This is a genomic window from Acinetobacter sp. LipI_19 (genome assembly GCF_058242925.1).
On sequence record NZ_JBZAYK010000001.1, the window covers coordinates 2,202,884 to 2,223,945 of the forward strand.

Consider the following 21,062-nt stretch of genomic DNA (forward strand, 5'->3'; position numbering starts at 1 on the left):
CAGAGCGCTTAAGGCAGTTTTCCAACAGATAAAACTTTACCACGTAATTTCTCAACTGCGCTGAGAATAAACACAAAAAATACTGGGACAAAAAAGATTGCAAGTATCGTCGCACTGACCATACCACCAAAAACCCCTGTACCAATCGCATGCTGAGTTTCAGAACTTGCACCTGTAGCAATCACCAATGGAATCACGCCAGCGGTAAAAGCCAAGGATGTCATCAAGATCGGTCTTAAACGAAGTTTAGCAGCTGCGACAGTGGCTTCGATCAAAGTCATTCCCTCTTCTTTGAGCATTTTGGCAAATTCAACAATCAAAATGGCATTTTTTGCAGATAATCCAATGATGGTAATTAAACCCACTTTAAAGAAAATATCATTGGGAATCCCTCGAATCCATACTGCAACCACTGCACCAATCATACCTAAAGGTACAACCAGCATCACCGACAGTGGAATCGACCAGCTTTCATAGAGTGCAGCAAGGACGAGGAAAACTACCAACATTGACAATGCCAATAAGAAATTGGTTTGCGCTTCTGACTGTTTTTCCTCCAAGGATTGCCCGGTCCACTCATAACCAATACCTTGTGGTAATTGCTCAATCAGTCGCTCCATTTCCTTCATCACTTCCCCGGAAGAAATCCCTTCTGCGCCTGCCCCTGCAATACTCAATGATGGTCGTCCATTATAGCGATTGTATTGCTGCGGAGACTGTGTCCACACAGGTGTTACAATCTCAGACAGTTTAACCAGTGCTCCAGTCTTGTTAACCACATTCAAATTTAAAATATCAGTGACTTTCATCCGTGAATCGGCATCAACTTGAACAATCACTTGCTGCATTCGTCCTTGATTTGGAAAATCATTGACATACATTGAGCCCATTGAAGATGAAATGGTATCTGTCACATCAGCAAAATTCACACCTAAAGCTTCTGCCTTATTGCGATCAATTTTTAAATCGACATTACTACCTGGTGGTAAACCCTCTGGATAAACATAAGCCAGTTTTTTACTGGTTGCTGCAAGACTGATCAACTGCGCTTGTGCCTCATTCAAAGCTTGCATTCCAAGGTTACCGCGATCTTGTAAACGTAAAGTAAAGCCCGAAGTTGTTCCCATTTCTTCAATTGCAGGCGGTAAAACAGACATAATCGTACCTTCTGCACTTTCTGCCATGGCCGCATTTACAGCGTTAACCTCATCTGCAGCGGAGGTATTTCTGTCTTTGAAATCTTTTAAATTTGTAAAGGCAATGGCTGTGTTATTACCAGAACCACTAAAGCCAAACCCAAGTACAGAAACATTTTCCTTAATACTTTCTCTGCTTTTTAAATGTTCCTCAAACGATTTTACAATGGTCAATGTCCGCTCTTGACTGGCATCTGCAGGCAATTGAAATGAGGTGATAAATGAGCCTTGGTCTTCTTCTGGTAAAAAAGCAGTTGGGATCGATTTAAACGCAAATACTAAGAAACCTGTCAGAACAACAAATACAATCATCACAGTAAAAATGTGTTTCAACAATTTCACTAAAATTGCTTCATACTTTTTATTGACGCGGTCAAAAAAGCGATCAAACCACGCAAAGAAGCCTTTTTTCTGATGATCTGCTTCAATCGGTTTTAACAAGGTTGCACAAAGTGCAGGGGTTAAGGTCAGTGCTAAAAATGCTGAGAATGCAATGGATACCGCCATGGTCACGGTAAATTGTCTATAGATAATCCCTACCGAACCACTGGCAAAGGCCATCGGTAAAAAAACCGCCACCAGTACCAAGGTTATCCCGATGATTGGACTGGTAATTTCTTGCATTGCTTTAGAAGTCGCATCAACAGGTGATAAGCCTTCCGTTGCCATGATACGTTCCACATTTTCAATCACCACAATCGCATCATCGACAATAATACCGATGGCTAAAACCATACCAAACATGGTTAAAACATTGACCGAAAAACCACTGATCAACATCACTGCAAATGTGCCCAGAAGTGCAATCGGTGCAACAATTGAAGGGATCAAGGTGTAACGAATGTTATGTAAAAATAAATACATAACAAGGAAAACCAACACCATTGCTTCCAGCAAAGTCATGATTACTTTTTCAATCGAAATTTTAACAAACGGCGCAGTATCATAAGGAATCGAATATTGCATCCCCTTTGGTAAAACCTTGCTCAACTCCTCAACTTTTGCTTTGACCGCTTCAGATGTCTTGACTGCATTCCCGCCTGGGCTCATTTGAATCGCCAAAGCGGTTGCTGGCTTTCCATTTTCTAAAATAGAAAAACTATAGGTTTGCGCACCAAGCTCCACCCGTGCAACATCTTTAAGTGTGACTTGTGCGCCACTCTGATTGGCACGCAAAGTAATATTTTGAAATTCTTCCACTGTACTTAACTGCCCTTCAGCCGTTAATGGCAGTGTAATCATCTGTCCTTGGACCGCAGGCAAACTCCCGACACTTCCCGGAGATATCGGCGTATTTTGTGCTTGAATGGCATTTGTGACATCTTTAATCGACAGCTGATAAGACACCAGTTTGTTTGGATCTATCCAAATACGCATGGCTTTTTCTGATCCAAAAGATTGGATACGTCCGACCCCTTCAACCCGTTTTAATTCTTCAACCACATTTCGAACCAAATAATCACTTAAATCAATTTCTTTAAATTGATCATTTGGTGAGTTAATTCCGACCATCATCAGAAATCCAGAAGATGCCGCTTCAACAATCAGGCCTTGCTGTCTAACAGATTGTGGCAATCTCGGTTCGATAGACTTTAGTTTATTTTGCACATCTACCTGAGCCAACTCTGGATCAGTCCCCGGTTTAAATGTGGCAGTGATACTCGCTTGACCACTGGCATCAGAGGTGGCGCTGTAATAAAGTAAATTCTTTACTCCCGATAACTCTCTCTCAATCAAGGTAACAACACTATCATTCAAGGTTTCTGGTGTTGCTCCCGGATAAGTTGCATAGATACTAATCGAAGGTGGTGCAACTGAAGGAAAACGAGAAATCGGCAACTTTGGAATACTTAAGACACCAAACAGAATAATAAAGAGTGCAATTACCCATGCAAAGATTGGCCGTTTAATAAAGAACTGCGATATCATAATTTTTCTCCTGTATTCGGAGAAGACTGACTTGCAGTGCTTTGATCACTGCCCTTATTTTGTGCTTGCGTGCCCCCAACATCGGTTATGTATTGCGACTTCCACTGGGTTATTTTTAAAGGCTGTTCTGGCTGTTGAATTCGATCATGCCCCTCAACGATGACTTTTTCACCAGCTTTAATTCCACTATTCACCACATAGAAACCTTTATATAACTGCCCTAAACTCACTGGACGTGTTTCAGCAGTCTGATTTGCTTTTACAATCATCAGTTGTGCTTGACCTGAAATATCTCTTTGCACAGCTTGCTCAGGTACAAGTAAGGCATTGGGTTGTGATGCTCTGTTTAAACCAACTCTGACATACATCCCTGGCAATAATTTCCGTTGGGGGTTATTTACTTCAACACGGATGGTCACGTCACCCGTATTAGGATCTACGCTGGTATCTGAGAATAAAATCTTTCCTGTGACTGGATACAATTTACCCTGACTATTGGATATGCTAACCTCAGCACCACCACGTTGTAATAACGAACCATCATTCAAACGATCTTGCAATTGCTCATATTCAGAAATTGATTGTTTAACATCAACATAGACTTTATCTAACTGATGCACCAAAGCCATTGGATTGGTATCGCTGGTGCTGACCAATGCACCTTCGGTTACCAGCAACTTACCAATTTGACCTGAAATCGGGGCGCGTACAGTCGCATAGCGTAAGTTTAAATTTTGTCGTGCCAATGCTGCCTTAGTTTGAGCAACTTCGGCCAAAGCCTGTTGATAAGCGGCTTCCGTATTATTAAATTCCTGTTTACTAATGGCATTGGAAGGAAGCAGTTGTCGATATCGCTCCTGTTGGGTTTTTAGACGCACCACTTCTGCCTGTGCTTTTGCCAATAAAGCCTGATTACTATTGACATCTGCTTGAAGAATTTCCGAATTGATCTTAAATAAGGGTTGTCCAGCCTTAACTTCACTGCCTTGGGTAAACAGCACCTTTTCAATAATTCCGCCAACTTGTGGGCGAATTTCTGAAATTCGATAGGCTTGTACACGTGCAGGTAAGTTTTCAATCAAATGAATATCTTGCTGTTGAACGGTATAAATACTGACTTTGGCTGGTGCAGCCTGCTGTGCTTGTTCTGCTTCAGCATTTCCTGAGCGATTACATCCAGTTAACGCACTCCCACTTAAAACAACCAATAAAATAATAAAAAAATAAGGCTTAGGCATCATCTGCACCCAGAGTTCTAGATATGACGATTATTGGCAATATTTGTGTACTTAGCGTCACCAAAGTGTGGAGATTGTGTGGATATAGCCATTAAAAATAAATTATGATGGGCCTGTATCCATTTTAAAGTATCCAGCAATGGGCAATATTTCTTTTGCGTCTGATCCAGCCAGTAAACAAATTTTAGTCGTTGAAGATGATTATGATATCGGCGATATTGTGGAGCATTATCTGAAAAAAAATGGCTTCAATGTGCTTAGAGCACTTAATGGACAGCAAGCCATCGAAATACATGCGCAGCAGCAGATTGATCTGGTGATTCTTGACGTGAAATTGCCAATCTTAAATGGTTGGGAAGTTTTAAATCATATTCGTCAATCCAAACAAACCCCTGTGATTATGCTGACCGCATTAGATCAAGAAGTGGATAAAGTCACAGCACTTAGAATCGGCGCAGATGACTTTGTGGTAAAACCATTCAATCCAAATGAAATTATTGCCAGAGTTGAAGCAGTATTGAGAAGAAGTGCGATGTCATCTCAGACGAAAGCCCAAATCATTAGCTTTAAATCAATTGAAATTAATACAGAAACACTTTGTGTATACATTATCAACGAACATTCGAAAGCACTGTTAAACCTTACCTTAACGGAATTTAAAATCCTTGCGTTGATGTCGCAAGCACCCTACAAAGTTTTTACCCGATCAGAATTAATGAACCATTGCTTGCCTGATGGTGATGCCTTAGAGCGTACTGTAGACAGTCATATCAGTAAATTACGTAAAAAACTGGAAGATCATCATCAAACCGACTTATTGATCAATGTCCGTGGTGTTGGCTATCGTTTAAGGCAAAATGATGAAACATAACATTGGAATTAGCCGACAGCTGATTATCACCATGGCCAAAGTGAGCTTATTGACCACATGTTTTTCCTTGATTTTTGGCTATTTAACCTATTTTGTTGCCATCGAGTTTAAATTGGTCTCGCTAGAACAGTTAAATTCTGAAGATTGGTCATTTAATTTGATTGATCTGATCTGGATTTTACTGGTGACTTTATGCGGTTCATTAACCTCTATTTATTTAGGATTAAAATTAGCGCAACGCTTTATCGCCCCGCTAAATTCTTTAGCCATTGCAGCAAGAGAAATTAGTTTGGGTAATCTTTCTGTAAGAGCGCAATTGGACAATCCCTCTTCTGTCGCTGAAATCACAAAGATGATCAATGATTTTAATCGTATGGCGGAAAAACTGGAAATCTCAGTCAACAATGCATCTATTTGGAATGCCGCAATTGCACATGAATTAAGAACTCCTGTGACTATCTTACAAGGTCGCTTACAAGGCGTGCTTGACGATATATTTACCCCCGATAAGGCCTTATTAAAAAATTTGCTCAATCAAGTTGAGCAGTTGTCATTTTTAATCGAAGATCTAAGAACCCTAAGTCTGGCGGATAATCAACAACTTCGACTTAACCTAGAATCAGTTTGTCTATCTGACGTCATTACACAATCTGTAAACTTACTTCAAGACCGTTTTGATCAAGCAAAATTAATCATTGAAACCAATTTATCGGATCAAGCCTGCTTTTTTGACCGACAACGGCTTGAACAGATCTTAATTGCATTATTTGAAAATGAAATTCGTTATGCACAGGCAGGGATTTTACGGATTAGCACCCAAAAAAAATCAGAAGGATTGGTTTTAACCATTGAAGATCAAGGACCCGGTATCGCAGATCAGCATATTCCCTTTATTTTTGATGCATTTTATCGACTTGAAGAATCCAGAGGCAAAAAGAATGGTGGTAGTGGTTTAGGTCTATCTGTTGTCAATGCAATTATGATCGCGCATGAAGGTCGCATTGAATATTCCAAGTCACAAGCTTTAGGGGGAAGTTGTTTTAGTATTTTATTTAAGCCCGACGATTTAAATAAAATATGAGATCAACATCCAAGTATAAAATCGACTTTATTGAAACAAGCATTCAACTCATCTGTTTTAAATTGACAACTATCAACAACTATAAGCAGATAACCTAGCGGCCTGAAGCTGATCAAAGCGCTATCCAAGCATATTTCTATGGCTCTTGGTCTATGGTTATTGGGACCTATTTGATTTTAACCTAGCGTAATTTTCTTTAAACGGTAATCCAATGTTGCCCGACTAATTCCAAGCATACGTGCAGCTTCTGATACATTCTGCTGGCTTTTATCCATTGCACTACGAATAATATTTTGTTCAAGTTGATCTAAAGAGAAATTCTCGCTAAATAAATCCTCTACATTGATCGCCGATTGTGCAGTTTCACCTACTGCATCTAAATCTTTATGTTGTGGAAACAAACTTTCCAATTTAATTTCTTGTTGATGATCGGTCAGTAATGTGGCTCTTTCCAACAAGTTTTCCAGCTCACGAATATTGCCAGGCCAATCATATTTCATCATAAAATTTTTCGCTTTATCACTGAGCCCTTTTAGGGTTTTGCTATACATATTTTCAAAGCGTGCTAAAAAATGATTAATCAGCAAGGGAATATCTTCTCTTCGCTGACGTAAAGGCGGAATAATCACAGGAAAAATATTTAAGCGATAATATAAATCTGCACGGAATTTACCATCTTTAACGGCTTGCTCTAAATCCTCGTTGGTCGCAGCAACCAGTCTGACATCGACTTGGCGGGTGCGACTATCTCCTACCCGTTCAAATTCACCTTCTTGCAGCATACGTAATAACGCAGCTTGCGCACGTGGTGAAAGCTCGACCACTTCATCTAGAAAAATTGTTCCGCCATCGGCACGTTCAAATTTTCCCATTCGGGATTGCACCGCACCAGTAAATGCGCCTTTTTCCACCCCAAACAGTTCTGACTCAATCAAATCTGGAGGAATACAAGCACAATTCACTGCCACAAATGGCTGCGCTTGGCGCTGACTGCCATTATGAATACCACGTGCAAATGCTTCTTTGCCAACGCCTGTTTCACCCTGTAATAAAACTGCGACTTTACTCCCTGCTGCTTTTTTAAGTAGATCACAGACTTTGCGATAGGCAACCGACTCGCCTACCGCATTAAACATGGTGTAATCACTTTCAGCATCGGTATAAATATTTTTCTTTAATTGATTGAGTTCCGCCTGTAAGGCAATGATTTCGTCCGAGACAGCATCGGGTGACATAAAGCGAATCAACTCATCGGCATTTTCCCATTCACTCAACGGCTTTCCAATGATTCGACAATGTTCATCACCTTGAGCAACGCAATGTGTTTCCTGATAGATAATGGTCTGCCCCATGACAAAGCTGCTATAGCCACAGGCATAGCCCAATAACATCCAGCAAGCAGGTTGATCCGAAGCACCAAATTCACTTAAATGCACTTCTGCTTCAAATGAATTAAGCCAATTAAAATCAGCATAAAATTGTTTTAAATCATGGCTCAAATGCAGTTCATTGACTTCAACCTGCACCATGCCACGGATGCCATGCATTTGCGGTCCAGCCATAAAAGCTTCTGCTTCATTTAAATTTGGTCGTAGTTTTGAGGTTACTTCTGCATCGCGCATGCCAGCTTGATAACCACAACGAATAAAAAAGCGTTTGGTGCGTTCAAGCCCCAACATCTGATAAAGATCTTTTCTTAAAAAGCCCAGAATACTGGTATGCATCAACAACATCCGATTTTCATCAAACCAGATTTGTCCGTGTTGAGCATCAAAAACGATTTTATCGAGTAAATCTTGAATATCTTTGTTCTGTTCCAGTATTTTTTTATATACCTTCACATCTTTGGCTGGGGGCATGATATATCCATCCTTGGCTATATTTCGTTGTAAATACGATCTTGATATTACCTAATTTTGATCCAAAAGCTTCACTACCTATTCTTATATTTTCATACCTTTAAGGTATATTGTTTTAATTTTAATCGATATCAAGTCTTTATTGGTTTTTTATAAGCATTAACTAGACCTTACCTATCAAAATCACTGTTTCATCTTTTGATGAAATCAGCATCTCTTTATGTTCATTATTTGATGAAAATAATGCTGCTATTGTTCATAAAATTATCATCAATAAATATTAAGCATTTGAATTTTAATTAAATTTTAATATTGGCACGACTTTTGAAATATCTAGAGCAAACCTAGCACATGAGCATGAAGCTCTACATCGAAATCTTTTTGATGTTGATAAAAGGATAAGCACATGATTGACGCTAAACAACCTACCGCATTGGTTAAATATATCCGTATTACAGGTGAGCGGAATGCCAAATTTGTAGAGTTCGATTTTGCCATTCAAGACCCGACGCTTTTTGTGGAACTAATTCTCCCCCAACAGGCTTTCCAGCATTTTTGTGAAATTAATCACGTCATTGAAATGACCGCAGAACAACAAGCTTGGAACGATGCGCAGGAAGATAAATGGCGTTATGGCATTGAACCGACTGTTTTAAATCATGTTCGCCAACATTCTGATCAAGAAGATCAGGCTTAATTCTACAAGGAGAAGCTAATGACTTTAGAAATTAAAACATCCAATTTGGAACCGATTCGTCAGACTTATGCGTATATCGAACGCCGATTTGGAGCCAAGCCCGCAACACGCTATCAAGAAGTCAGCTTTGATATTCAAGCTTCAACAAACTTTCACTATCGCCCATTATGGAAGCCAGACAAAACCTTAAATGATAAAACCCATACGGCTTTGCAAATGCAAGATTGGTATGCATTTAAAGACCCTCGCCAGTTTTATTACGGCGCTTATGTACAACATCGTGCACGTCTGCAAGATATAGCTGAAAGTCATTATGCTTTTTTTGAAAAACGTCAGTTGGTCAATAATCTCAGTGATGAAGTAAAACAAAAAATCATCCAGTGTTTATTACCTTTTCGCTATGTCGAACAAACGGCCAACTTACATATGATGTCAGGCAGTGCCTATGGTTATGGCACAGTCATCACCCAGGCATGTATTTTTGCAGCAATGGATCGCCTCGGTATGGCGCAATATATTTCACGTATTGGCTTAATCCTCGATGGCAATACAGGTGAATCCTTACTGCAAGCCAAACACGCTTGGCTAAATAATGAAACTTGGCAACCCTTACGTAAACTTTGTGAACAAAGTCTAACCGAACAAGACTGGTTCAAACTTTATATTCTGCAAAATCTGTTGATTGACAGCATGTTACAAGAGCTGGTTTTTGGACAGCTGGATGAATGGCTGGTTGAAAATGGTGGGCGTGATATTGCCATTCTTACTGAATTTATGAAGGACTGTTTAACTGATTTAGCGAAGTGGTCAGACAGTGTTTTAAAAACTGCGATTTTAGAATCTGAAGACAATAAAACCCTGATTCAATCATGGATCACGGAATTACTACCCCAAGTTAAACAAGCCTTTAGTGCTTGGGCACAAACCGCACTCACGGATTCTAGGATTGATTCCAGTCTAAATAAGATCTCTGAACGTAGCAAAAAAGCCGGCAACATTTTACTCGATTTAGCAGCATAAGGATTTGCCATCATGACCTCTAAAGTTTATTTAGCATTGCAAGACAATGACACCTCACGCTACATCATTGAAGCGATTGAACAGGACAATCCTGAAGCAACAATTCAATATCTTCCCGCCATGATTCGGGTAGAAAGCACTGGCGAACTGGTGGTACGTGCAGAAACAGTATCAGAAAAACTTGGGCAAAACTGGGATATCCAAGAACTACAACTCAACATGATTACCTTGGGTGGCAATGTTGATGAAGATGATGACAGCTTTACCTTGAAGTGGAACTAAGCTGCGCTTCCCCTAGATTTAAAGCATAAATAGCAGGCAGCTGCATGTAAGTTAAAGGATGATCAAAATGAATAGCCAAGCCAAAGTAAACAATAAAAAACTCAATGCCAAAGAACGATATCGGATACTCACCCGTGATCTAGATTGGGACTTTTCCTATGCAGATCGTAAAGATGCCTTTCCGTATGAAGAGTTTGAAGGCATCAAAATTACCGACTGGTCGAAATGGGAAGATCCTTTCCGTTTAACCCTGGATAACTATTGGAAATACCAAGCAGAAAAAGAAAAGAAGCTATATGCCATTTTTGATGCTTTTGCACAAAACAATGGACAAATGAATGTTTCAAATGAACGTTATGTCAACGCGATTAAACTGTTTTTAACCGCGGTAACCCCGCTTGAGTATCAAGCGTACCAAGGCTATGCCCATGTTGGGCGTCAGTTCAGTGGCATCGGTGCACGTATCGCCTCGCAAATGCAATCGATTGATGAATTACGTCATGTACAAACCCAGATTCATGCCATGAGCCATTACAACAAGTTCTTTGATGGCTTCCAAGACTGGGCGCATATGCATGACCGTGTCTGGTACTTGTCTGTACCTAAATCATTCTTTGAAGATGCACGTTCAGCGGGACCTTTTGAGTTTTTATTGGCAATCAGCTTTGCCTTTGAATATGTCCTCACTAACTTATTGTTCGTTCCATTCATGTCGGGAGCAGCTTACAACGGTGATATGGCGACCGTAACATTTGGCTTTAGTGCACAATCAGACGAAGCACGCCACATGACGTTAGGACTGGAAATCGTAAAATTCTTACTGGAACAGCACGAAGATAATGTGCCAATCGTACAAGAATGGATTGATAAATGGTTCTGGCGAGGAACTCGCCTGCTGTCCATTGTCGGTATGATGATGGATTACATGCTGCCAAATAAAGTCATGTCATGGAAAGAAGCTTGGGAAACTTATTTTGAAGAAGCGGGTGGCGCTTTGTTTAAAGACTTAAGTCGCTACGGGATACGTATGCCGAAATATAGTGAAGTGATTAGCAAAGAGAAAGAACATGTTTCGCATCAAGCATGGTGGATTTTCTATAACTTCGGTCATGCAGCAGGCTTCCATACGTGGATCCCAACAGATGAGGAAATGGATTGGCTCTCAGAAAAATACCCCGACACGTTTGATAAATACTATCGTCCACGTTGGGAACTTGCTCGAAAAATGGAAGCTGAAGGAAAACGCTTCTATAGCGCGGGTTTACCTCAATTGTGCCAAGTGTGCCAAATTCCAATGACCTTTACTGAAATGGATGGTGACCCAACGCTATTTAGCTATCGCGATTCAATTTACAAAGATGAGCGTTACCACACTTGCTCTGATGGTTGTCATGACATTTTTGAACGCGAACCTGAGAAATACATTCAAGCGTGGCTGCCTGTACATCAAATTTTGCAGGGCAACTGTGGCGGTCCAGATTTAGAAAGTATTTTAAGGGATTATTACAACTTTAATATCGGTGCAGACAATCTCGATATTGAAGGTTCTCCTGACCAACAGCGCTGGAAAAAGTGGAAAGGCAACGCAGCTTAAACCCTCATCCAAAAATTAAAAAATAAGCAATGGATGTTGTCTAACTCGACAGCATCCGCTCAAAGATTTATTCAAAAGTTTAAGGAAATACACCATGACTGTACAAGCGATTGTTGAAAAATATCAATTTGAACCACTAGATCTACAACAAAATTACGGCGAAAACATGTTGTTGTTTATTGGTTGGGATCATCACACCTTATTTTGTTCGGCACATGCTTTTGTGGTTTCACCAAAACAAAGCTTACAAGCCTTGATTGATGGGCAAATTCAGGCGGGTTTTGAGCAACATCCCGATTTTAAACATATTGATTGGTCTAAAGTTGAATTCCGTTTAAACCGCAATCTTTTACAGGCTGATTTTTCTAAGTCCCTAGAAGATTTGGGTTTTGATCATAAATCTCTCCTGCGCTTTGTAACGCCTGATTTAGCAGGTTACCAAGGCACACATGTTTAAGGAGAACACAGATGAGCTATCAAGTCACGATTGAACCAGCAGGAACCATCATTCAAGTTGAAGAGGATCAAACCATTTTAGATGCAGCATTGCGTCAAGGTGTTTGGTTGCCCTTTGCTTGCGGACATGGCACTTGTGGTACATGTAAAGTTCAAGTCACAGACGGTTTTTATGATGTAGGTGAAGCCTCGCCTTTTGCACTTATGGACATTGAACGTGAAGAAAATAAAGTGTTGGCTTGTTGTTGCAAGCCCGAATCTGACATGGTCATCGAAGCGGACGTGGATGAAGACGAGGATTTCTTAGGCTATTTAGTCCAAGACTACCAAGCCAAGGTCATTGAAATAACGGATTTATCACCAACGATTAAAGGTGTTCGACTTCAACTTGATCGCCCAATGGAATTTCAAGCAGGTCAATACATCAATATCCAACTCCCCAATATTGAAGGAACTCGGGCATTTTCAATCGCCAATACACCAAGTGAAGCAAATCTGATCGAATTACATATTCGTAAAGTACAAGGTGGGGCCGCAACACGCTATGTGCATGAGAAATTGGGTATTGGTGATGAAATGATGCTTTCAGGACCTTATGGACAATTTTTTGTGCGTAAGTCTGATCAGCAAAATGTCATTTTCATTGCCGGTGGTTCAGGACTTTCAAGCCCTCAATCGATGATTCTGGATCTTTTAGAACAAGCTGACACCCGTATCATTTATTTGTTCCAAGGTGCACGAGATGTTGCTGAATTATATAACCGTGAAAAATTCGAACAGCTTGTCAAAGAATATCCAAATTTCAGATACATCCCTGCCTTAAATGCGCCTAAGCCAGAAGACCAATGGACAGGGTTTACAGGTTATGTACATGAAGCGGTTGCCAATTATTTTGAAAATAAATGCAGTGGGCACAAGGCATATTTATGTGGCCCGCCACCGATGATTGATGCCGCCATCTCCACCTTGATGCAAAGCCGTTTATTTGAAAAAGACATCCATACTGAACGCTTTTTAAGTGCGGCAGATGGTGCAAATGGGCAATCACGTTCGGCACTTTTTAGACACATCTAAAGTTGAGTGGTTGAACCCTTAAATTATCCAATATAGCAACACCAGCGTGAGTGATCTGCACTGATTCCAGATCGCTCTCAAGATACTCATGCCAAATACTCATATCAGTCAAAGGACGCTGATCAAGTCCCCTCTACAGAGGTTGATCGTCGTCGAGTAGCTGCTTAGTCAAAAATGTAGTGATACTGAATCCGTTTAACTACAGCTACCTGCAATAAAAATATCATTGAAAAGGATTTTCTATGAAACAATTGATGTTCAAACTTTCAGTTCCATTGATGCTCGGTTTAACCAGTAGCATTGCCTGTGCCACAGAAAATGGGGCTGACTCATTTGCCCTCGGTGCTGAAGGTATAATGGCAGGCGCACTACCACCTGCTGGCGTGTATCTATTAAGCTATTATCAAAATTACCATGCTGGAAGTTTTGATAATGGCCCAGCGAATTTTCATTTAGATGTAAATGCCTTTATACCCCGTTTGGTCTGGATGACAGAACAAAACTATCTCGGTGGTCAACTGGGTTTCTATGCCATACAGCCTATGGTTGATCTCAGATTATCTGCGGCGGGGATGTCAGATCATAACAGAGCCTTAGGTGATTTAATGTTGGGGTCAATGTTAGGTTGGCATCAAGGAGATCACCACTGGATTGCTGCGGTAGAAACAGTACTCGCCACAGGTAAGTATGATAAGGCCACAGCACAACAGCCTTTGGTCGCCAATATTGGCAAAAACTATAATACTGTTCGACCGATTTTTGCTTACAGCTATGCGCCAAAAAATGGTTTAGATATTTCAACTAAAATTTCTTATAGCTTTAATACTGAAAATGATGATACCCAATACAAATCTGGGGAATATTTTGCTGGTGATTATAGTCTTGGATATAAACTTACTGATCAGGTTAAAGTGGCTGTTGAAGGCTATGCTTTTAAGCAAACCAAGTTAGATAAGCAACAGGGTGAAAATATTGCGATGCGAGGACAAGTTTTGGCAATTGGTCCTGCCATACAATATCAAGATAAAAACTGGTCAATTGAAGCAAAGTATTTAAAAGAAACTCATGTTGAAAATCGCCCTGAAGGCCATATGAGTGTATTAAAATTTGTTTGGGCTTTTTAGTGGCTATGCTTTGCGTTCAACAGTATTTGTTTTTTTGTGCTGATGCTCAAATGTAGATGTTAAATCATACTCTTAACCAGTCATTAACGCCGAATGAAACTCATTCGGCGTTAATTTAGAAACCGTCAATTCAGGTTAAAGTAAAGCTGCAATATATCAACATAAATCACTTCGGTTTACACCAATGATTATTTATAAATCTAATACCAATCTTTTGCCTTTAGCACGAGATACACAGATCATCATCGATTGCTGTGATGCCTTTTCATCATCACTCAAATACTGATCAAAGTGCTCTGCTTCACCCTCTAGAATTGCAGTTTCACAGGTACCACACACCCCTTCACGACATAAACACTCAACATCGATATTCAATGCTTCAATTGCCTGTAAAATAGTCTGGTTGCCTTGAACTTCGACTTGCTGATTGGATTTCGCCAAAACCACAGTAAATGCTTCACCATCTTCAGGTACGGTTGAAGCAAATTGTTCCCAATGAATATATTCATCTCGATAACGATGAAAATTACAACGATCAATCACCGCATCAATCATTGGCTTTGGCCCACAGACATAAACGTGTGTGCCCTTTGGCTGTGCGGAAATTAATTGATCGAGGTCAAGGCATTTCCCATCTGAATCGACATAACTAAAAATATGTTCAGCATGTTTTTGTTTGAGCTCTTGCAACAGCGCAGCATGCTCCAGCGAACGATAAGCATAATGCAATTCGTAATCTGCCCCACGTGCTGCCAATTCATCCATTTGCGGCACAAAAGGCGTAATCCCAATCCCACCCGCAATTAAAATATGTTTTGCGCCATTTTCAGCCAGTGGAAATAAATTTTTAGGTTCTGAAATCAGAATTTCACAACCTTCATTGCATTGCTCATGCATATAGACCGAACCACCTTTACCTTCTACATCTTTACGAACGCATACTTGGTAAGTGCTAAGATCCTGAGCACAGCTCATCAGTGAGTAGGCATTGGAAAGCTGATCATTCATTTTAACAATGATATGACTGCCCCCATTAAACTGAGGAAAATTTTGTCCATCCTGACGTTTAAATGTAAACCGTTTGATCAATGGTGTAAGTTGCTCTACCCCTGTGACCACTGATGCAAACATTTCATAATGACTTGCCATGTCTAAATCCTCTTTACCACATATTGCTTTGTTAAGTACTTATTCAAGCGCTTTCTCATTGGGGGGCAGCGTGTTGAATGATCATCAATGAATGTCCAACACGCCTTTATCCTATAGCCCTAAACACATATATTTAATGGTCATGAATTCTTCTAAGCCATACTTAGATCCTTCACGGCCTACCCCTGATTGCTTCACGCCACCAAAGGGAACCACTTCATTTGAAATTGCAGTTGAGTTCATCCCCACCATGCCATATTCAAGTTGTTCTGCGACACGCCAGATCCGTGAAATGCTTTCGCTATACACATAGGCGGCCAAACCAAAAATGGTGTCATTGGCCTGAGCAACCACATCTGCTTCATCACTAAATCGAATCAGTGGTGCAACTGGCCCAAAGATTTCTTCTTTGACAATTTCCATGCTTTGATCCACATCTGTAAGCACAGTCGGTTCAAAAAAGGTCTGTCCAAGTGCATGCTGTTTACCACCACAAGCCACTTGTGCACCTTTTTTACGTGCATCATCGATCAACTGTTGTGCTTTAAGGACGGCTTTTTCATTGATTAAAGGGCCTATCTGTACATTTTCCTCAAGACCATTGCCAATCTTAAATTTTTCAACTTCTTGCACAAATTTCTCAGTAAATGCCTGATAAACCTTGTCATGTACATAAATACGGTTGGCACAAACACAGGTTTGCCCTGCATTACGGAATTTGGCAAAAATTGCACCTTGTACTGCTTTATCTAAATCTGCATCATCAAAAATAATCAATGGCGCATTTCCACCGAGTTCGAGCGCAAGTTTTTTAATCGTGTCTGAACATTGCTGCATCAATAAACGACCAACAGGCGTTGAACCAGTAAAAGTTAGTTTTTTGACTTTTTCATGACTGGTAAATACCGCACCGATTTCTTGTGACTGACCTGTTACAACATTGATCACCCCAGCAGGAATCCCTGCCATTTCTGCAAGTTTGGCAATGGCCAAGGCGCAATAAGGCGTTTCATTGGCAGGTTTAATCACAATCGTACAACCCGCAGCTAAAGCTGGCGCAGCTTTACGGGTAATCATAGCGATTGGGAAATTCCAAGGCGTGATCGCTGCAACCACACCTACAGGTTCCTTGGTAATGATAAAACGCTGTTGATTATTGGTGGTAGGAATCACATCACCATAAACTCGCTTGCCCTCTTCTGCGAACCATTGAATAAATGAAGCAGCATATTTCACTTCACCTAAGGCTTCAGCCAAAGGCTTGCCTTGTTCAATGGTCATGATACGAGCCAGTTCGTCAGCATGTGCCAATACCAACTGATACCAAGCCAATAATAAATCTGCGCGTTTTTGTGCAGTTAAGGCTTTCCACGTTGCTAAGGCTTGATATGCAGCATCAACCGCGAGGCTTGCTTCTGCTGCCCCCATATTGGGAATACGCCCAATCTCTTCACCTGTTGCTGGGTTGGTGACGGGTACAGTGGCATTGGATTGTGCATTGATCCATTGACCATCTACCCATCCGCGTTGTTGAAATAGAGGACTACCTTGCAAACTTGACATGTCATGATCCTATGGTTTGAAAGCAAGGTACGGCTTCATTTGCCGTACCTTTAACTTGAGAGCTTCTCTAAAAATCACATGATTGAGCTGTTCGCCCCAGTGATGTTTTGAGAGGCTCCTTTAAATGATTACTTGTGATATTGCGCAACGAGGTTTTGGAAATAAGCAATACCGTGTTCACTAATCCCCGAACGTTGCTTATCCGTCATGATTCGCCCTTGACCGCGATAACCACGTGACTTTAAGCCACGTTGCACACTTTCAACCAGATTTAAATCTTCTGGGCGGAAGACATTACGATACCATTCAATCAAATCTTTTTGGTCTTGAGTCAGTTCTTCATTGGTAAAGTAAATATCATAATGTTGTAATGTCGTTTCAGCATCTACAGGAAATTCATAGATCACAGTCATGAAGTTACCGCCTGGTGGTACATTAAACATGGTGCAAGGCCATGTCCAAAAGCCACTAAAGGTTGGATCTTTCACAGATGGATCAAGCTTGAACGATTTTTCCGAAGAGCGTGCATAACCGTACTGCAAAGTCCAGTTTTGATGTGTGGTATGCCAATATTTATCCACTTGAACAGAATCTGCAAAGCCTGGATGTGCAGGTCCACAGTGATAACACTCCATATAGTTATCTACAATCACTTTCCAATTTGCAGGTGTCTCTGTCACAAAGCGTGCTGCAAGTTTTAAATCTTTGATGACAGCACAAGTTTCATTAAGTTTTTGGGCAAATTCAGGCAATTGATCTTCAACACAAGTGGCATTTTCATCCATGTTAATAAAAATAAAACCTGCGTATTCTTCAACTTTTACCGGTACCATCGTTGAGTTTTGTTTATCAAATGATTCAACATGATCACAGTTACGTGCCAACGCCAAACTCCCGTCTAGCTTGAATGTCCATGCATGATAAGGACAGGTAATTACGTTCTTCGCTTTACCACTTCCGCTTAACAATTCATGACCACGATGTGGACAGACATTATAAAAAGCCCGTAATACACTATCTTTACCTCGAATCACGATAATGTTTTCACCAATCACCTTACGAGTAATATAGTCATTGGCTTGCGCCACCTCACTGCCGTGTGCAACGCAAATCCAGCTTTTTGCAAAAATTGCTTCTTTTTCACGCTCAAAAACCTGAGAAGATGTATAGAAGACTTTTGGAAAGGTCCAAGCTACGTCCGGGTTTGAACAGAAATCTTCTGGTAATTTTTCAACTGCATTCATGTCTTTTACTCCATTAAACTCTTTTTTGTCCTAACGACCTTTTGATTAAAATTGGCTGATGTTCAAATCAATTAAACATTGGCTTTAACGAACTCAGCATGCGCTGATATAAATCTTGCACCACAGGACAGTCACGTACTAAACGCAAACTGCCATGTAGTAATCCTTTACCGAGATAAAATTCGGTTGCAATATTGGCCTGTTTTAACTTGTCAGCAAAAATACGCCCATCATCACTGAGAGGGTCATACTCAGCGACGGCAATAAAACTACGGGGCATATCGGAAAAATCCTGTGCCAACAGTGGTGATAAACGTAAGTCCTGCCAATCGCTTGCATTTGGCGCATAGGCTTTCAAGTAATCATGCATATCTGTTACTGACAGTAACGGTGCATCCGCTTTCTGCTGACAGGATGCCGTATCAAAACGACTACTCAAACATGGATAAACCATTGCAAGACCACAGGCTTGAGCCCCTGTATGTTGTAATTGCACTGCAAGTGCAGCCGCTAAATTACCGCCCGCACTGTCCCCCATCAAAACAATTTTATTTGGGTTTATCTTCCATTGCAGACCATGTTGATAGAGCCAGTGATATACTGTTTCACAGTCTTCATATGCAGCTGGAAAATGATGTTCTGGTGTTAAGCGATAATCCACACTCAACACAGCAACATTTAAATCACGACATAAATAGCGAGTGATAAACTCATGTGAATCAAGATTCCCCACCATCCAACCACCACCATGAAGATATAAAATACATGGCCAACCTGTTGCTGGTGCTTCACCCAGTGGTGAATACAACCGAACATTCACTGGATGATTGAGCTGCGGCACAGTTTTATCTTCAATATTGACCGTACCATCACGCGGTAAGGTGTAATGTAAGCACATCGCATCATACGCAGCCCGAATAGAATCGATATCATCATCCGCAGGCGAATAAATGCTGCTCCAGTACACCAGACTTTGCATTTCTTCACTCAATCTATAGCGCATGCTCGGTTGTTGTGTCATGACAATTCCTTTTGACTGGTTTTATCCGCAGTGGGTTCAATTGCAACATCAATGTGCATATGTTTATTTGCATCTGTTTGATCTAAAGATTCCAACTCGCTAAAACTCATTTGCTCAATCAGATGGGATGGAACCTTTGAATAATCCTCAATCAACCATTTCACCAAGCCATAGGTCTGTATCAAAATAATCACAATGAATGGCAAGGCAGTCACAATGGTCGCAGTTTTCATGGTGTCCAAAGGCGCTTTAGAGAAAATCATCGCAATCGGAACAAGGGTTAGCATCACACACCAGAACAACCGCGCATTTGGTGATGGGTCTTGCCCCTCACGTAAACCGCGGGTACACGTTGCTGACACCGCATAACCCACAGCATCCATATGTGCTGCAAGAAAAATCACCATAATTCCAAGGAAGATCCACATCATCAGTTTGCCAGCAGGCAATAAACCAAGCAGTTGGCTAATCGCAACTTCACCGCCTTGTTGGCTTAAAACTTGTGGCACATTGACCATACCGTGAATAAAGTTATAGACACTGTAGTTTTCAAACACCCCAAAGATGAACCATAAACCAACGCTACCGCCGATGACCATGGCAAGAATCACTTCTTTGATGGTACGTCCCTTTGAAACACGCGTTACAAATAACGCCACACCCGGTGCATAAGAAATCCACCATAACCAATAAAATACGGTCCATTCACGGGTGAACTTTCCATCGCCCATTGGGTCGGTAAATAAACTCATATCGACAAAATTGGTTGCCATTAAGCCAAAGCTCATCAGCGAGTTATTCATAATGAATTGGGTCGGCCCAAAGCACAGCACATAAATCGCAAACAACACCACACCTAAACACACCATATGGCTGAGACGTTGCATGCCCTTATCCATTCCCACATAAGAACTTAGGGCGAATAAAATCGATACTGCAAAAATAATCACCACTTTGGTCATAAAAGTATTGGGAATACCTGTCAACTGCGACAAAATATTGGTAAAGGTCACCGCAGTCAGCACCAAAGAAATCGTTAAAGCACCGAACATACACAACAAGAACATCAGATCGACAAGACGCCCAACAGGTCCGGTTGCCTTAAAGCCAGTGACCGCTTCAATCATTGAAGCCAAACTCAAGCCTTTATTCTTTCTGACATGGTAGCTATAACACAGTGAAATTGAAGCTAGCGCATAGATCGACCAAGCACTCAATCCCGAATGAAAGAATGAGTAAGCAACGCTATATTTCAATGCTTCCGCTGATTCAGGGGTTAAATTTAAACCCGGTGTTTGATAATAATAAGCCCAGTCTAAGAAGCCCCAATATAAGGTCGAAGAACCAATACCCGATAAAATGAACATGAAAATCCATGACATGGTAGTGTATTGCGGCTTACCTTCACCTAACTTGATTTTTCCATATTTACTAAACGCCAAAGCAAAGGTAAAAATAATTGACAAAAATGTAAATAACAGCACTGGTGTGGTAAAAACAGATGTTGTCCACTTCATCCATTGAGCAGCAAGCTGTATAGATTCAGTTGAGTAAATTGCCAAACCAGCCACCGAAATAAACACTACGGCAAGACTGGTTATTGCAAGTGTCTTATCTGTATAAAGTTTTGTATTTTGATTATCCATATCCATTCAATCCATCTT

Annotated in this window: 17 protein-coding genes; 9 read left to right on the top strand and 8 right to left on the bottom strand. The window is 40.7% G+C overall.

The annotated features are described in order from the left end of the window. Nucleotides 1-8: 8 nt before the first annotated feature. The gene (locus AC4CVF_RS10935; protein WP_490789439.1) at nucleotides 9-3,125 is read right to left on the bottom strand and encodes a multidrug efflux RND transporter permease subunit; all 3,117 of its coding nucleotides are present in this window, start codon (nucleotides 3,123-3,125) and stop codon (nucleotides 9-11) included. After that, the gene (locus tag AC4CVF_RS10940) at nucleotides 3,122-4,366 is read right to left on the bottom strand and encodes an efflux RND transporter periplasmic adaptor subunit (protein ID WP_419337731.1); all 1,245 of its coding nucleotides are present in this window, start codon (nucleotides 4,364-4,366) and stop codon (nucleotides 3,122-3,124) included. The genes AC4CVF_RS10935 and AC4CVF_RS10940 overlap by 4 nt, the downstream gene beginning before the upstream one ends. A 136-nt stretch (nucleotides 4,367-4,502) precedes the next feature. Here AC4CVF_RS10940 and adeR point away from each other — a divergent pair, with 136 nt between their 5' ends. Then, nucleotides 4,503-5,234 (top strand): efflux system response regulator transcription factor AdeR, encoded by a 732-nt coding sequence (gene adeR / locus AC4CVF_RS10945; protein ID WP_419328268.1) that lies wholly within the window; start codon nucleotides 4,503-4,505, stop codon nucleotides 5,232-5,234. Then, nucleotides 5,224-6,315, top strand: a complete 1,092-nt coding sequence (gene adeS / locus AC4CVF_RS10950) for a two-component sensor histidine kinase AdeS (RefSeq protein WP_490789440.1) — start codon at nucleotides 5,224-5,226, stop codon at nucleotides 6,313-6,315. Before adeR ends, adeS begins: the two co-directional genes overlap by 11 nt. Nucleotides 6,316-6,491: 176 nt before the next feature. On the opposite strand, the gene mobR is transcribed toward adeS, so the two are convergent. Continuing rightward, on the bottom strand, nucleotides 6,492-8,174 hold the full coding sequence (gene mobR, locus AC4CVF_RS10955) for a phenol degradation transcriptional regulator MobR (RefSeq protein ID WP_336954769.1): 1,683 nt from the start codon (nucleotides 8,172-8,174) through the stop codon (nucleotides 6,492-6,494). Nucleotides 8,175-8,580: 406 nt separating this feature from the next. Between mobR and AC4CVF_RS10960 the strand changes: the two genes are divergently transcribed. From AC4CVF_RS10960 to AC4CVF_RS10990, 7 genes are all read left to right on the top strand, one after another. Next, nucleotides 8,581-8,871, top strand: coding sequence for a phenol hydroxylase subunit (locus tag AC4CVF_RS10960; RefSeq protein WP_336954770.1), 291 nt, complete (start codon nucleotides 8,581-8,583; stop codon nucleotides 8,869-8,871). A gap of 18 nt (nucleotides 8,872-8,889) precedes the next feature. Continuing rightward, nucleotides 8,890-9,891, top strand: a complete 1,002-nt coding sequence (locus AC4CVF_RS10965; protein ID WP_490789441.1) for an aromatic/alkene monooxygenase hydroxylase subunit beta — start codon at nucleotides 8,890-8,892, stop codon at nucleotides 9,889-9,891. Between the two features lie 12 nt (nucleotides 9,892-9,903). Next, complete coding sequence (locus AC4CVF_RS10970) at nucleotides 9,904-10,173, top strand: MmoB/DmpM family protein (RefSeq protein WP_004721361.1); 270 nt, start codon at nucleotides 9,904-9,906, stop codon at nucleotides 10,171-10,173. A 67-nt stretch (nucleotides 10,174-10,240) separates the two neighbouring features. Then, nucleotides 10,241-11,767, top strand: coding sequence for an aromatic/alkene/methane monooxygenase hydroxylase/oxygenase subunit alpha (locus AC4CVF_RS10975; RefSeq protein WP_490789442.1), 1,527 nt, complete (start codon nucleotides 10,241-10,243; stop codon nucleotides 11,765-11,767). A gap of 94 nt (nucleotides 11,768-11,861) precedes the next feature. Continuing rightward, a complete protein-coding gene (locus AC4CVF_RS10980) occupies nucleotides 11,862-12,224 on the top strand; it encodes a phenol hydroxylase subunit P4 (protein WP_004721365.1) in 363 nt (120 codons plus the stop codon). Between the two features lie 11 nt (nucleotides 12,225-12,235). Further along, nucleotides 12,236-13,297: an NADH:ubiquinone reductase (Na(+)-transporting) subunit F gene (locus AC4CVF_RS10985; RefSeq protein WP_419361239.1), complete on the top strand. Its 1,062-nt coding sequence runs from the start codon at nucleotides 12,236-12,238 to the stop codon at nucleotides 13,295-13,297. Between the two features lie 242 nt (nucleotides 13,298-13,539). Beyond that, the gene (locus tag AC4CVF_RS10990) at nucleotides 13,540-14,421 is read left to right on the top strand and encodes a SphA family protein (RefSeq protein WP_490789443.1); all 882 of its coding nucleotides are present in this window, start codon (nucleotides 13,540-13,542) and stop codon (nucleotides 14,419-14,421) included. A 192-nt stretch (nucleotides 14,422-14,613) separates the two neighbouring features. Here AC4CVF_RS10990 and cntB read toward each other — a convergent pair whose 3' ends face one another. The 5 genes from cntB to AC4CVF_RS11015 all read right to left on the bottom strand — a co-directional run bounded on the left by cntB (nucleotide 14,614) and on the right by AC4CVF_RS11015 (nucleotide 21,050). Next, the gene (gene cntB, locus AC4CVF_RS10995) at nucleotides 14,614-15,570 is read right to left on the bottom strand and encodes a carnitine monooxygenase, reductase subunit CntB (RefSeq protein ID WP_336954775.1); all 957 of its coding nucleotides are present in this window, start codon (nucleotides 15,568-15,570) and stop codon (nucleotides 14,614-14,616) included. A gap of 111 nt (nucleotides 15,571-15,681) precedes the next feature. After that, nucleotides 15,682-17,133, bottom strand: coding sequence for an NAD-dependent succinate-semialdehyde dehydrogenase (locus tag AC4CVF_RS11000; RefSeq protein ID WP_419361247.1), 1,452 nt, complete (start codon nucleotides 17,131-17,133; stop codon nucleotides 15,682-15,684). Nucleotides 17,134-17,261: 128 nt separating this feature from the next. Further along, on the bottom strand, nucleotides 17,262-18,377 hold the full coding sequence (cntA, locus tag AC4CVF_RS11005) for a carnitine monooxygenase subunit alpha (protein ID WP_336954777.1): 1,116 nt from the start codon (nucleotides 18,375-18,377) through the stop codon (nucleotides 17,262-17,264). 67 nt (nucleotides 18,378-18,444) lie between these two features. Next, nucleotides 18,445-19,398, bottom strand: a complete 954-nt coding sequence (locus tag AC4CVF_RS11010) for an alpha/beta hydrolase (protein WP_419361250.1) — start codon at nucleotides 19,396-19,398, stop codon at nucleotides 18,445-18,447. Next, nucleotides 19,395-21,050, bottom strand: coding sequence for a BCCT family transporter (locus tag AC4CVF_RS11015; RefSeq protein WP_419361253.1), 1,656 nt, complete (start codon nucleotides 21,048-21,050; stop codon nucleotides 19,395-19,397). The genes AC4CVF_RS11010 and AC4CVF_RS11015 overlap by 4 nt, the downstream gene beginning before the upstream one ends. Between the last annotated feature and the right edge of the window lie 12 nt (nucleotides 21,051-21,062).